Source organism: Paenibacillus sp. FSL R7-0204, from assembly GCF_038002225.1.
Taxonomy (GTDB): domain Bacteria; phylum Bacillota; class Bacilli; order Paenibacillales; family Paenibacillaceae; genus Paenibacillus_AQ.
Genome location: NZ_JBBOCA010000001.1, coordinates 5,279,825 through 5,293,634, shown reverse-complemented (window position 1 = coordinate 5,293,634; position 13,810 = coordinate 5,279,825). Strand labels below are relative to the sequence as shown.

Annotated in this window: 11 protein-coding genes; 6 read left to right on the top strand and 5 right to left on the bottom strand. The window is 54.5% G+C overall.

Translation table 11 applies throughout. The features are described 5' to 3' along the window. Window positions 1-93: 93 nt before the first annotated feature. Window positions 94-741, bottom strand: a complete 648-nt coding sequence (locus MKX42_RS23295; protein WP_340754972.1) for a transcriptional regulator — start codon at window positions 739-741, stop codon at window positions 94-96. A gap of 325 nt (window positions 742-1,066) precedes the next feature. Here MKX42_RS23295 and MKX42_RS23290 point away from each other — a divergent pair, with 325 nt between their 5' ends. From MKX42_RS23290 to MKX42_RS23280, 3 genes are all read left to right on the top strand, one after another. Then, on the top strand, window positions 1,067-1,504 hold the full coding sequence (locus MKX42_RS23290) for a LytTR family DNA-binding domain-containing protein (RefSeq protein ID WP_340754970.1): 438 nt from the start codon (window positions 1,067-1,069) through the stop codon (window positions 1,502-1,504). Between the two features lie 34 nt (window positions 1,505-1,538). Continuing rightward, on the top strand, window positions 1,539-1,994 hold the full coding sequence (locus tag MKX42_RS23285; RefSeq protein ID WP_340754968.1) for a hypothetical protein: 456 nt from the start codon (window positions 1,539-1,541) through the stop codon (window positions 1,992-1,994). 164 nt (window positions 1,995-2,158) lie between these two features. Further along, a complete protein-coding gene (locus MKX42_RS23280) occupies window positions 2,159-3,466 on the top strand; it encodes an amidase (RefSeq protein WP_340754967.1) in 1,308 nt (435 codons plus the stop codon). An 83-nt stretch (window positions 3,467-3,549) separates the two neighbouring features. Here MKX42_RS23280 and MKX42_RS23275 read toward each other — a convergent pair whose 3' ends face one another. Beyond that, on the bottom strand, window positions 3,550-4,839 hold the full coding sequence (locus tag MKX42_RS23275) for a S8 family peptidase (protein ID WP_340754966.1): 1,290 nt from the start codon (window positions 4,837-4,839) through the stop codon (window positions 3,550-3,552). Between the two features lie 166 nt (window positions 4,840-5,005). On the opposite strand from MKX42_RS23275, the gene MKX42_RS23270 reads away from it, so the two are divergent. Together MKX42_RS23270 and MKX42_RS23265 are read left to right on the top strand one after the other, a co-directional pair. Further along, the gene (locus MKX42_RS23270) at window positions 5,006-5,368 is read left to right on the top strand and encodes a hypothetical protein (RefSeq protein WP_051478024.1); all 363 of its coding nucleotides are present in this window, start codon (window positions 5,006-5,008) and stop codon (window positions 5,366-5,368) included. Between the two features lie 453 nt (window positions 5,369-5,821). Next, window positions 5,822-7,225 (top strand): NAD(P)/FAD-dependent oxidoreductase, encoded by a 1,404-nt coding sequence (locus MKX42_RS23265; RefSeq protein ID WP_340757776.1) that lies wholly within the window; start codon window positions 5,822-5,824, stop codon window positions 7,223-7,225. A gap of 109 nt (window positions 7,226-7,334) precedes the next feature. On the opposite strand, the gene MKX42_RS23260 is transcribed toward MKX42_RS23265, so the two are convergent. Then, window positions 7,335-8,423, bottom strand: coding sequence for a low temperature requirement protein A (locus MKX42_RS23260; protein ID WP_340754964.1), 1,089 nt, complete (start codon window positions 8,421-8,423; stop codon window positions 7,335-7,337). Between the two features lie 192 nt (window positions 8,424-8,615). Here MKX42_RS23260 and MKX42_RS23255 point away from each other — a divergent pair, with 192 nt between their 5' ends. Continuing rightward, window positions 8,616-10,457 (top strand): UbiD family decarboxylase, encoded by a 1,842-nt coding sequence (locus tag MKX42_RS23255; protein ID WP_340754962.1) that lies wholly within the window; start codon window positions 8,616-8,618, stop codon window positions 10,455-10,457. Window positions 10,458-10,987: 530 nt separating this feature from the next. On the opposite strand, the gene MKX42_RS23250 is transcribed toward MKX42_RS23255, so the two are convergent. Together MKX42_RS23250 and MKX42_RS23245 are read right to left on the bottom strand one after the other, a co-directional pair. Further along, window positions 10,988-12,268 (bottom strand): copper amine oxidase N-terminal domain-containing protein, encoded by a 1,281-nt coding sequence (locus MKX42_RS23250; RefSeq protein WP_340754960.1) that lies wholly within the window; start codon window positions 12,266-12,268, stop codon window positions 10,988-10,990. A gap of 35 nt (window positions 12,269-12,303) precedes the next feature. Continuing rightward, on the bottom strand, window positions 12,304-13,701 hold the full coding sequence (locus MKX42_RS23245; protein WP_340754958.1) for a transcriptional regulator: 1,398 nt from the start codon (window positions 13,699-13,701) through the stop codon (window positions 12,304-12,306). Between the last annotated feature and the right edge of the window lie 109 nt (window positions 13,702-13,810).

Sequence of the window (13,810 nt, the reverse complement as noted above, 5' to 3'; positions counted from 1 at the left end):
CGTGCACACCAGCAACATCGGGCTCACGCACATCCGCGTCGGCAACTCGTCCACCCACAGTGGGGGAGTCAAGATTAGCGGTCCTTACCAAAGTTAGACCCGGAGTCTATACGTGCGAACCCGCTCTGAACCACTGGCAACCTCGAGGATCTGGAGATCAACGAGATGATGAAGAATGCGTCTGGCTTGACGGTCACATACCCTTAGGTGCGCGGCGAGCTCCAGCGGAGTCAGCGGACGCAGAACGCGCCGGGCCAGACGGACGGTTTCTGCCTCCAGCCAGGATAAGGATGCAGCTACATCGGTAGCAGCGAATCTGCCAATGAACGCAAGCACGAGCTGCTGACAGAGCTGCGGCTCTTCTGTAATAGACGGATAGGCGATGGGCAGGAAGGTCCAGCCGTCCAGTGCTAACAGGCAATGCCGTCTGCATAAGTCTTTGAACCGTCTGACATCAAGGTCCCGCGCATGGGGGCCAAAGCCTTGAATTTCAATTCCGCCTTTGGCGCCACCTGGCATGTATGCCAGATCCAAATATCGATAACCGTTGTTGAAATCACGGACCTCCCATTCCGCAAATAATGACTTGAAATTGCCGACAGCAGGAAACCAAACCGAGCGCAGGAATTCCACTGTCTCATGTCCCAAGCCCTTCTTGAGAAACTCCAAACGTATGGAACCTGTCTCCGCATGAATCTGATCCTCCAGCCATTCATCATAGTGCTGCTCGAATCTTGACAATACAGCTTCCCCCTTTACAGTAGATTGGCCATGCATTCGCAGTGAACCCGAACATAAGAAAAGCCGCCCCGATACAACGTATCCAGAGGCAAGCTCCAGATAAACGTTCTATTGAGGCGGCGTGTTCTTCACGACCTATACCGTTTATTATACTGTATTTTATTTTCTAATCGACACCTTTTATTGTAGGGATACAACCAAGGAATTGGACCTGTCAAACCTGCAGCTTGAAGCAGCTAGAGTGCAGCTTGCGCAAAGGCCATTGTATAAGTCTTTTTACAAAAATATACTGTAAATGTAGGGGAGAAGGCAGGAGGCGGTGGCGGTGAAAATCACGATTGAGCAGGTTCCGGAGGGCGGTGAGCCTGAAATTATTCTCAGGTGCAATGACCCGGATGAAGCCTTGCTGGCGCTGATCTACTCGGTGAACGCAGGCCCCAGGAAGCTGATTGGTATGACCGGGCTACAGATGCACATCATCCAACCGCGTGACGTCTATTATTTCGAGGCGGTGGATCATAAGGTGTTCATCTATTGCCAGGAGAAGGTGTATGAGTCGAGGCTGAAGCTGTATGAGCTGGAGACGGAGTATGAGTCTGGCGATTTTTTCAGGGCCTCCAAATCCAGCATCCTGAATGTGGCCAAGATTGAGTCGCTCCGTCCGGTGCTCTATGGAAGATACGAGGCGCTGCTGCACAACGGTGAGAAGGTCCACATCTCCAGACAATACGTCCCGGTGCTCAAACAGAAGTTAGGGTTATAGCTGTGCTGTCAAGACTTGAATAGGAGGAAAACTCATGATTACAACGAGAAAGTATGTGTCTTTGTTCGTGAAGGATCTGCTTGTGGCTTGCGGGGGTCTGATGGTGCTTGCGGCGGTTGTGCTGGCTCTGAATGCTACGGAGATGATCCGGGGCTCGCTGCTGGTGCAGCTGTTCCTGGGAGCTGCGGCGTTTACCTGCTTCCGGTATGCGCTGGTGAATACGTATGAGGTAGATCCCAAAGTGCAGACAATCAGCTTCTATCTCTGCTTCATCCTCGCTGATGTACTGGTGATTCTCTGGCTATGGCAGTTCGCGGACGGCCCTCTGATGGATAAAGGAGTGCTGGTGCCGTTCGTCATTGTCATTCTGGTGGTCAAAAGTATGGTGTACGCGATGATGCATATCGACGGGAAACGGGAAGCCAAGCAGCTTAATCAGAAGCTGAATGAATATAAACAGGGCGGAGATCAAACAAACGAAGAACTTTAGGAAGCTCTTGTGCTAGGGAGCATGAAAGCCATCTTGGGGGGGGGGAGCGGCCCGGGTGGCTTTTTGAGCATGAGAATGAAAAATCTTGGGAATTTCTGTTACCTTTTGCAGGATGAAACGTAATAAGCCGAATGCTATACATAATCTTCCATGGAGATGATCTTATGCTGCTTCACAAAGTATCCCTGACAGAAATGATGAGCCGGATTCATGAGCCCGGATATTCACCTGAAACTGTGCTTGACCCGTACTTGGAGCGTTACAGACAGCTTGAGCCGTATATCCACGCGTTTGTTCCTGAGGATGAGGTTGAAGGGCGTCTGGATTCGGAAAAAGCTCTGCTGCAAAGTACCTACAGCGGAGATAAGCGTAAACCGGCCCTATTTGGCATTCCTGTAGCCATTAAGGATCTGTTGCATGTGGACGGTCTGCCGACCCGGGCGGGATCGCAGCTATCCGCTGAGCTGTTAGCAGGTGCCCAGGGGTCTCTGGTCACTAAGCTGCGTGCTCTCGGGGCCGTGATTGCAGGCAAGACGGTGACCGAGGAATTTGCCTACAACGGACCCATTGCTACGCGTAATCCGCATAATACCGCGCATACTCCCGGCGGTTCCAGTGCAGGCTCTGCCGCTGCGGTGGCTGCGGGGCTCTGTCCGCTGGCTGTGGGCACACAGACGCTGCGTTCGGTGATCGCCCCGGCATCCTTTTGCGGAGTGGTCGGGTTCAAGCCCAGCTATGGCCGGGTTCCGCTGGATGGGGTGCTGCTGTTCTCGCCGTCTTTTGACACGGTAGGGTTCTTCACACAGAATTTGCCTGATATGGAGGCTGCAGCAGCCTTGCTTGTCCCGGACTGGGAAGCTCCTGCTGCCCCAATCCCCCGTAAGCCGGTATTGGGTATCCCTAAGGGAGTCTATATGGAGCTGATGAGCGCGGAAGTCAAAGGGTTGTTCCAGGCTCAGATCACAGGGCTTGAACAGCTTGGATATGAAGTCCGTTACGTCCAAATGCCATGGGAGGATGAACTCATCTACGGCAATGCCATGCTGCGCTTCATTGAGGGTGAGCTGGCACGGGAGCATGGACATAGATTCGCGGAGCATAGAGTAGAATACGGCGTTCCCGTGCAGGAAGCGATCCTTAGAGGACAGCAGATTCCGGAAGAGGAGCTGGAGCAGTGCCGCACCCGGCAACGGGAGCTGCGGCGTGATCTGATGGAGCTTATGGAACAGGAAGGAATCGACCTGTGGGTCTCTCCGGCCCAGGGAGGAACAGCGCCGAAGATCGAGGAGCGGAATACGGGCTGGGCAGGGATGCCTGCGGTCTGGGGCTTCGCGGGAGTGCCCACGGTCAGTCTGCCTGCGGCAACGCTCGAAGACCTGCCGCTCGGCTTCCAGTGCATAGGAAGATATGGAGAAGACGAGAAGCTGTTAGCCTGGGCGCGCCAGCTATGGCCGCAGCTGGCTGAGGAGTAACCGCTCCCCGTGCATAAGGAGCGGTTACCAGGCCTGTTATTTTGATTTGGGGTCCCCGCAAAGGACCTGAATATCCTTCGAAGCTAAAGTCTTACTTTGTGGGGTTTCTTGGGGGAGCAGCGGCGCTTCAGGAATCGTACGTCGATCTCCCCGCTGCCGCCGGTATTTGGCTTCAGGCGGAGAGGGAAAGCGTTACGCTTCAGCAAGAGCTTCACCTGGCGCGGGGTGAGGCAAGGCGCAAGCTGGAGCAGCTGCGCGGCGGCCCCGGACACGATGGGCGTGGAGATGCTGGTGCCGGACAGCTTGAAATACCGCTTGCCGACCTTATTGCGCGGCAATTCACGGACCAGCCGGGAGCCGGGGGCGCGCAGCGAGATCACTGAATCGCCGGGGGCGACCAGATCCGGCTTCACCTTGCCGCCGGGAGCAGGCCCGCGGCTGGAATAGACAGCGATCCGGTCATCCTTCTGCGTCAGCGTCCGGCGGTCATTGACAGCTCCGACGGTGATCGCGGAGGGGCTGATCCCGGGGGACTCAATGGTCCGGCGCCCAGGGCCGGCATTGCCGGCGGCGATGACTACGGTGAGGCCGGCTTTAACGGCTTTTTCAACGGCCTGGACAAGAAGGTCATCCTTGATATGCGGAGCCACCGGTCCGCCGAAGGACATGGAGAGGATGCGCAGCTTAAGCTTTTTGCGGTGGGTGATGCAGTATTCAATTGCCTTGATAATGGTAGAATCATAGCCGTCCCCATACTTATCGAGCACCTTGATTCCGACAATTCCCGCTTCCGGCGCGGGTCCCCGGTACTTGCCCCGGCTGGACCAGCCGTTACCGGCGGCATCCCCGGTGATATGCGTGCCGTGTCCGTTGTCATCATACGGGCATTTCCGGTGATTGATATAATCCTTGAACGCCAGAATGCGGTTCACCGGCCGGGTCAGGTCGGGATGCGGATAGACTCCGGTATCGAGCACAGCGATGTTGATGCCTTTGCCGGTAAGCCCTCTTGAGCGTCTAACTGCTGTAGCGCCTATGGATGGAGTTGCAATGTTGAGCGTAGCCTTCTTAATGCCGTCCAGATAGACTTTATGGACTCCATTCCAGCGGCATACGTGCTCCAGACATTTCAGGGATACCTGTGAAGCCACGGCCTGATGCAGCCGCAGATGATGTTTGACCGGGAGGACATGCCGTCCCAGGTGCTTCCTTAGTTCGCGGAGCCGCGCCGGAGTAAGCGGTTGTCTGAACTGTATAATCACCGGTATAGCAGCTTTTGTAGCAGCAGTGGAATAGGCTCTGCGGATCTTATGCTTCAGGGGCCGGTTGAGCTTGGCGGTGTGACGCCTGACCCATGATGGTTTACTCTTCATAATGTAATCACCTCTATGAAGCAGTGTATGCGGCCAGCTGCCTCGTGGGTACGAAACCATGAATGAAGTACAGCGATACATTTATGTGAATAACAGGCAATAGCGCGTTTCGGCTGATTCTTCTCTTGCATTTACTACTGTATTCCAATAGAAAGTGGTGAAGCAAATGAAAGAATCAGAGAAGAAAGCATTGCTGGCAAAACGTCAATTGATGGCTAAAAAAGCAAGAGCAGCGGCGGTAGTAAGACCCAAGAGACGGCGGATCAGACAGGTGCTTAATAATTTCATCGTGCTTGCAGTGAACAATAACAATGTGCCTTACGAAACGCAGGGCTGGACGGCTACACTGACCCGGAGCTCCGGCACTGTGATCACGGCTCAGTTCGATGAATTCGGCGTCGCACAGTTTAATACGATCAGTACGCTGACAACAGTCAGCTACACGCTCCGAATTATCGACGCCGATAATGTGCAGCGCACACAGAAGTTCGTCCCGTCGAACCGCGAGTTTTTTGTAGCACGCTTCTAATAACAACAGCGCGCCCGGATTCATTAAGGGCGCGCTGCTTTATGGGCATCAAGGGAACGACAACACTCCTGAATGCGGAATGACTACATTGCAGCTATAAATGACTGAATGAAAGAGCTGTTTCCAGGCCGGAGGGCTGCTGGGCGCGGCTTTTTTTGGAATTTATATGTTTTGGAGCCCCCGCAAAGGACCTGAGTTATCTTCGAAGCTAAAGCCCCGCTTTGTGGGGTTATTTTGTCAAGCGTTAAGGGGAGTTAATGCTAAAATATTGGCTCCATGTACAATCCCGTCCGCCGAATTCAGCTCTTATGACAATAAACCTTCCATCAATATTCAAAAGCGGGGGCATACCCTATATAATATCGCCATAGATGTATATCAGGGATAGTGGAATAGGATACAAAGCGAGCAGCAGCTATGAGCTGAAGATGCCCCGGAAAGGTCTGAGGAATGATGAGCCTGGAAGCCTTGAATGAACGCGTGAACACGGATCTCTCTTACCTCGCCTATGGCGGCGCGGACTGGGTTCGCCCTGTGGAGCATGACGAAGGCCATGTCTATGATGTCGTCATTGTGGGCGGGGGCCAGAGCGGGCTTGGTGCGGCTTTTGGATTGCTGCGCGAGCGGATCTCGAATCTGCTGATTATCGATGAGAATCGTGACGGGCTGGAGGGGCCTTGGGAGACCTATGCCCGGATGGTGACGCTGCGTACGCCCAAAGCTCTGACCTCGATTGATCTCGGTATTCCGTCGCTGACCTTCCGCTCCTGGTGGGAGGCTCAGCATGGGGCAGAGGCCTGGTGTGAGGTGGACAAAATCCCGCGCGGGCAGTGGATGGAGTATCTGCGCTGGTACCGGCAGATTCTGAAGCTGCCGGTACGTAACGAGGTGCGGTTAATGCTGGTCGAGCCTGGTGACGATGGAATCTACCGTCTGCAGGTTACAGGAGCGGGTGGGCAGGCCGGAACATTGCTGGCCCGTAAGGTGGTGCTGGCTACCGGCATTCAAGGCGGAGGGCAGTGGCATGTTCCGCCGATGATTGCAGATCACCTGCCGGAGCGCCTGTACGCTCATACCTCCCGGCAGATTGACTTCGCTGCCCTGCGCGGCAAGCGGGTGGGGATTCTCGGCGGCGGGGCGTCCGCCTTCGACAATGCCAATTACGCGCTTCAGGAGGGCGCGGCTGAGGCCCAGGTCTTCGTCCGCCGGGCGCAGCTTCCGGGGGTGAACCCGATCCGCCAGATGGAGGGCTCAGGTATGATTGAGCGGTTCCATGCCTTGGCGGATGCGGACAAATATGCAGTGATCTCGCATTTCTTCCAGTATAATCAGCCGCCGACAAGCGATACCTTCCGCCGTGCAGCGGCATGGCCCGGCTTCCGGCTGCACCTCGGCTCGCCGTGGCTGAAGGTGGAGGCTTCGGGGGAGCAGGCGGTGGTGACTACGCCCGCGGGAGAGTTCAGCTTCGACTATCTGATCGTCAGCACGGGCCTGCTTAGCGATCCTGCCCTGCGGCCGGAGCTGCGGCAGGTGGAGCCTCATATTGCCCGCTGGAGCGACCGGTACACCGCGCCTGCGGGATCAGCGAATCCGCTGCTGGATGCGCACCCTTACCTTAGCCCAGGCTTTGCGCTTCAGAGCCGGGACGAAGCAGGCCGCAAGCTGCTGCATGGCTTATTCGTATTCAACTATTCCGCACTGGCCAGCTGCGGGTTATCGGCATCGGCCATCTCGGGACTGCGGAATGCGATTCCTAGACTGGTCAGCGGCGTGGCTGACCAGCTGTTCCTGGATGACCGGCAGCAGATCCTACAGGCTTATTATGAGTACGATGAGATTGAATTTACAGGCCAGTAAGACGAACGGAAGAGGCTGTACCTGAGGCGGGCAATGACCTCTGGTGCAGCCTCTTGGCGTGCAGAGCGAATAGATGGGGCCAGTGCCTGAGAGCTGACGGGCAGCCGGGTCAGGCAGTAATTTTGGCGTACAGCGCGAAGAACAGAGCCAGCTCGCCCATGATCAGGACATTCGGTACATGGACTACAAGATCCACCACATAGAAGCAGGCCAGAATGGCGGTCAGCCCTGCCAGCGGCTTCATTCCCAGCCGGTGCTGCTTATGCCTGTAGACCTGGAAGACCAGTGCCGTGGAAGCGAAGTAGAGCAGCGCGGAGCCGAACAACAGGTTCAGCATCTGCCCATAATGAAGCTGATCCAAGAATAATAGCTGGATTGACGCAGCAAGCATACATAGCGACAGATAGATGAACAGATGCCCGTAGATAATGGTCTGTCCGGCAGTCTGGATATGCATATCGACCTTCTTCTCCAGGTTGTCATAATACTGCCACCATATGGCGATGATCAGCACAAAGGTGAGCGCAGCGAAGCCGACAGATGGCCCGGTCCAGCGGCTGGATTGCAGCACGGCGAGGATGCTAACCACGGATTCGCCGAGCAGGATCAAGGCGAACAGGGAGAAGCGCTCCAGCAGATGATGGGTATTGGGGGGCGTCTTCACCAGAATCCTCCGTCCCGTCAGCGGGAGAATGATGTCCAGCATAATTCCTGCGTACAGTACCGCATACCGCAGCCAAGAATCGAAGAACAGGGAGCAGGCCGAAATCGCAAGTCCAATCCAGAAGCGTGATCCCAGATAGCGGGCGGTGCTCCGCAGATGCTCGCTTTCTCTGGAATGGCTATAATGATACTGGACCGCGGTCATGATCCGGAGTCCGAGATAGCCAATCAGAAACGGCAGATAGTTGGCATCGAAATCTATTGACAGGCTGGCTGTCATAATCAATACGAAGAACAACTGGATAATCAGAAAAATCCGGTGCATCACCGTATCCTGACCATAGCGGTTAACGAAGAGCGTCTGGCCGACCCAGGCCCACCAGATCGGAATGAAGATCAGTACGAATTTGCCCAGTGTCTCAAGAGACAGGGTCTCGTGTTCTACATGCAGCAGCACATGGCTGGCTTTGGAGACCGCAGCGACAAACAGCAGATCGTAGAAGAGCTCCAGCCAGGTTACCTTTTTGATGATCATTGCGTTAGTCCCCTTTGCTTGCCGAATGTTTGCCCGGAGCCGTCCGGTTTACAAGTATAATAATGGCTCTCCACAGAAGAAGGCAAGAATATCTGTGAAAACTGGAGAGGTTGCCCTGGCGGCAATTGACCTGACGGACACACTCATTGATAATAAAGAGGTTCATATTCTTGAGAGAATGGGAGTAGAAGCATGTCATATCGTAATATGGAAGAATGTATTATTGACCTGGAGAAGCACGGGCATTTAATTCGCATACATGAAGAGGTGGACCCGCATCTGGAGATGGCGGCGATACATATGAAGGTCTATGAGGCAGGCGGTCCCGCTCTGCTGTTCGAGAAGGTACGGGGCTCGAAGTACCGTGCGGTCTCGAATCTGTTCGGAACGATTGAGCGCAGCAAGTTCATCTTCCGCGACACGTGGGATTCGTCGCAGGCGGTCATCGCCCTGCGCAGCAATCCCATGAAGGCGCTCAAGCAGCCCTTAAGGTATATCGGGACAGGCCTTGCTGCGCGCAAAGCGTTGCCGATTAAGAAGGGCAGCGGTGTGCCGGCCGGATTCGAGGAGATTCAAATCTCCGATCTTCCGCAGATTAAGCACTGGCAGGGCGACGGAGGGGCGTTCGTTACGCTTCCGCAGGTGTACTCCGAAGATCCCGATAAGCCGGGCATTATGAACTCCAATCTGGGGATGTACCGTATTCAGCTTAGCGGCAACGAATATGAGCAGAATAAGGAAGTGGGCGTCCATTACCAGATTCACCGCGGCATCGGCATTCATCAGGCCCACGCGAACAGACGCGGCGAGCCGCTTAAGGTTAGCTGCTTCATCGGCGGTCCCCCTGCGCATACGCTCTCGGCGGTGATGCCGCTGCCGGAGGGCCTAAGTGAAATGACCTTTGCCGGGCTGCTCTCGGGGCGTCATTTCCGCTACAGCTATGTAGACGGCTTCTGCGTCAGCAGCGACGCCGATTTCGTGATTACCGGAGAGATTCATCCCGGGGAGACGAAGCCGGAGGGACCGTTCGGCGATCATCTGGGCTATTATAGCCTGACTCACCCGTTTCCGGTGATGAGAGTACACAAGGTTTACGCCAAAAAAGGGGCTATCTTCCCCTTCACGGTGGTCGGCCGTCCGCCACAGGAGGATACTGCCTTCGGAGAGCTCATCCATGAGCTGACCGGCGGTGCGATCCGCTCGGAGATTCCCGGCGTGAAGGAAGTACATGCGATAGATGCTGCGGGAGTGCACCCGCTGCTGTTCGCAATCGGCAGTGAGCGGTATACCCCTTATCAGCAGCTTAAGCAGCCTGCGGAGCTGCTGACGATCAGCAACCGGATTCTGGGAACCGGCCAGCTTAGTCTGGCGAAATATCTGTTCATCACGGCAGAAGAGGACAAGCCGGTCAGCACGCATGATATCGCCGGGTTCCTGACCTACATCCTGGAGCGGATCAATCTGCGCCGCGATATTCACTTCCAGACGAACACAACGATCGATACACTGGATTATTCCGGCACCGGGATCAACAGCGGAAGCAAGGTAGTCTTCGCAGCCGTTGGGGAACAGAAGCGGAGCTTGTGTACTGGGGTGCCTGAGGTTCTTCAGCGGGTGGACCAGGGCTGGGGGCCGGCGGCCATGATTATGCCGGGGATTGTCGCCATGCAGGGGAAGCCGTTCCAGGATTACTCCTCGGCGGCAGAGGAAATCTCCGGCCTGAGCGCTGCGATTGCAGCACAGGGGGCGCTTGATTCCTGCCCGATGATTATTCTGTGCGATGACAGCAGCTTCATGTCGGAGTCGCTGAACAACTTCCTGTGGGCGACCTTCACCCGCAGCAATCCGTCCCATGACATCCATGGGGTGAACAGCACGGTAGAGCATAAGCACTGGGCTTGTGATAATGTGATCATTGATGCCCGGGTGAAGCCGCATCAGGCGCCGCCGTTAATTCCTGACCCCGAGGTGCAGCAGAGGATTGAACGGGTATTTAGTGAGGGAGCAAGCTTGGGTGGACTGCGGCGGCCGTAGGGAGTGAAGCAGCCATTCCATAACCGCTGAAACCGCTGAAAAGAGGGGTTGTATGGCTGAGCTATTCGGGGTGCTTTTCGAAGTTATACTGGATCTCCTGCTCTACCGTAAGGACCGTAAACGAAGAAGAGAACGAAGAAGAGAGAGAAGAATAGCGCGGAGAATGAAAAGGCAGGGGCGTTTGTAGACGCCCTGTCTTTCATTTGGTGGCTGTTGGATGTTAGGCGCATAAACGTCATTTATGATAATAATGACTTTTATGCGTTTTTTTGTCGTGGCGGAAAATATATGCGAAAACAAACATGTCTTTCAAGGCACAACTTCAGCATAAAAATGAGCAGCGTGGAGGTGTGCGGACCAAATGTAATCGAAAAACCGATCACAATACGCAGCGTGGAGGCCGAGCGGACCAAATGTAATCGAAAAACCGACCACAATTGGACTGGAGGCGCCGCGCAGGTCGTGTGTTTATCGCAAGAGACGTATTTTCACAGAAAAACCGAGCTCATTTGAATATGAAGCGCAGCTGCTCAGTTCTGGCTGCCTGGCCATGTGTAGGTCTTGATGATGTCTTGGCTGCCGTCCATTCTGTGGAGGTTGAAGGTGAAGACATTGTCTGTGCGTCCGGTGAAGTAGATATAGTCCCCCGGGAACATGAAGTCGGTCTGCTCTACCTCGCGCTGGCGCTCCGCACTTAACAGCTGCTTGTATAACAAAGTCTGCTTACCGGTAGCACGGTCAACAAGGGTGAGGAATGCGGTGTCTGTAGGGCGGACCAGCAGAACATCCGGGTAGAGGGCTTCGACATTATAGTAGACATCCTTGGCTACAGTGGTGCCCAGCAGTTTCGGTATATCTACGGTCTCGCTGACCGCTCCGGTTCCATCCTCAATGAGTCTTAACGTGCGGCCGTCATTGAATATCAGCTTGCCGTCAGCCCAGACCGGGGCTGTGCCGAAGGAGGTATGGATATTCGTATGTCCCTGGCGGATTACACTGTTATTCTTCACTAGATAAGTGTAATACACTGCATGCACATGAGGCTCGCCATACGAATTCACGACCTGAAGCAGCGTCAGACCGGCAGGTGTACGCTCGAAGGTGAAATCTACTACATCCAGTCCTCTGCCGAGAACAGCAAGCTTATGCTTGGTGTTCTGCTTCGTAGTCAGATACAGCTCCCCGCTGTCCAGCGACAGGGAGTACACTCCGCCGTCGAACACTTCTGAATAACCGCGGTACATATGCAGACCGTTGGCCCGTATCGTATTGGTGGCGGCATCCCACCTTACGGGTCCGCCTTCAAGAGCCGCTACCACAAACTTGACGGGCACATACAGCTGCTTATCAGCCATATAAGGTGTGCCTCCAAGGGAGACCTTCTTCCCGTCCAGTACGCCGGTGGATTGACCAAGCTTCATACTGAAGCTTTTGTTCCACCCGCTGAAGGTGGCAGTTTTGTCCGCATTATTCCATTTGACCTCAAGGCCCATGATTGTGACCAGGTTAGCCGGCATATAAGAGATCCCGTTCTTGATCTGTGCGGTGCCGCCGGCCATGCCCGATATTCCGCTTCCGCTGTTATAGGTTAATTGGAGCTGCACGCCCGGGGAGGGCTTGGCCGAAGCCGGAACGGCTTGAGCTCCTCCGGTCAAGGCCAGTGCGAGTGCGGCGAGGACTAACATCCTCCGTTTGATCTTCATGTTCATCATCCTTTCTGCGGGTGCGGCCGCTGCTGGATCAGCCGTCCCCCGTCCCGTGACCCATAGGCTGAACCACGGATTGTACAGTAGCCTCTGTAACAGATTCATAACCCCCCAGGGGCTGAATGGCTATAAACGCCAAGCTACATGAAACTAGAAGCATAATCATTTTTCTTATCATTGGATTCTTGCACCTCTCCAATCAGAAGTCTGTATTGTTCTGTCTGTTCCTCAGTGGCTTGATGCCGGAATTGTTCAAACAGATTCACACATTTAATGATTATGCTATCACTCTTTATTTTAGCAGAAGATTCCAGACTTTGGAGCAGGAATCCCATTCCTTCCGGGCGGTGATTGCGTAAATAATAGCTGGCTAATTCCGCGAGAAAGGTAGAGTACTGGTCAGCCAGGATCTGCTGGTTGTGAAGCTCCCCGAAGTCCTTCAGGTTGGTCCGGTAAGGGATATAGGAAGGGAACTGTTCAAGCACCTCATCGACATTCCAGGAGAAGCGGTTGGCTGAGATTACAATATGATATAGGGCTACGAAAATCTCACTGGCATGCGGAGCAATATAGGCCACATATTCAGGCAGCACTCCATGCTCGCCGGACATCATCCGGTAGAGGAGGGTGTTGGCAGTGCCCCACTCCTGGAATTGGTCCAGGATGCGCCGGGTGTCTTCCCCTTTTTCGCGTATCCAGCTCCTATCCATATATAGAGCTACGTATTTCAGCGCCGATTTATAGTCCCGGAATTCTTCGCACACACTTGCCCGCATCAGATGCGAATACAGCGCATAGAAGAATACCGGCTTTTCCGGACATTTATCCTGGCGGTCCCTGCGCTGCGACCGGTGCAGATGGTGGTAGCTGAGCATGGCAAGACGGTGCATCTCCTGGGCCAGCGCGTCCACCTTGTCCCACTTGTGCAGTGAGTAATAGACATGCATCAGAGCTTTCAGTCCATCGAGCTGATCCGGCACATCAAGCCGCTCAATATAACATTCGAACAAAAGAGCAGCCTGTAGGTTGAGGATCTGGCTGTCTCCGAGGGCAATGCGGAACAAACGGTACTGGCAGAGGGCCAGCCGCTCGGAATGCTGATACTTCTCGCTTGCGCTGATATTCTTGTACAAGATGGCCGCCGCCTGCCAGTGATGCTCCTGGAACAAGTCCTCGGCCACTTCAAAAAGCATCGGAGCGTAGATCAGGTTGTCCAGCAGATTTTTGACTACAAGCTCAATACAGTCCAGCCGCCCCAGCTCTGCTGAATTCAGAATGAAGGGGCGCAGCCGCCGCCAGGTTGGTGCGGAATATAAGAAGCACTCATCGACATACATGCTATAGAAATGATCCTCCGGCAATGACATGCCCCGGGTAATCAATTTCAGGTGGTTCATGGCAATCGGCTGCTGGCCGCTAAGGATACGGCTTAAGGTGCCGGAATTAACGCCGGACTGAACGGAGAACTGGTTGATGGACAACTGCCGGGAATAGAGATAAGCCTCAAGATGACTGCGAATCGTTGTGAGAGGCTTCAAGGGATCACCGCCTGACTGAATTCCATATTTTGGATTATTGTATATGTGTATAATATAAGTCATTATTCCAATGGTCAATAGAGCGATGGGGAGAAACCGTGAACAATGG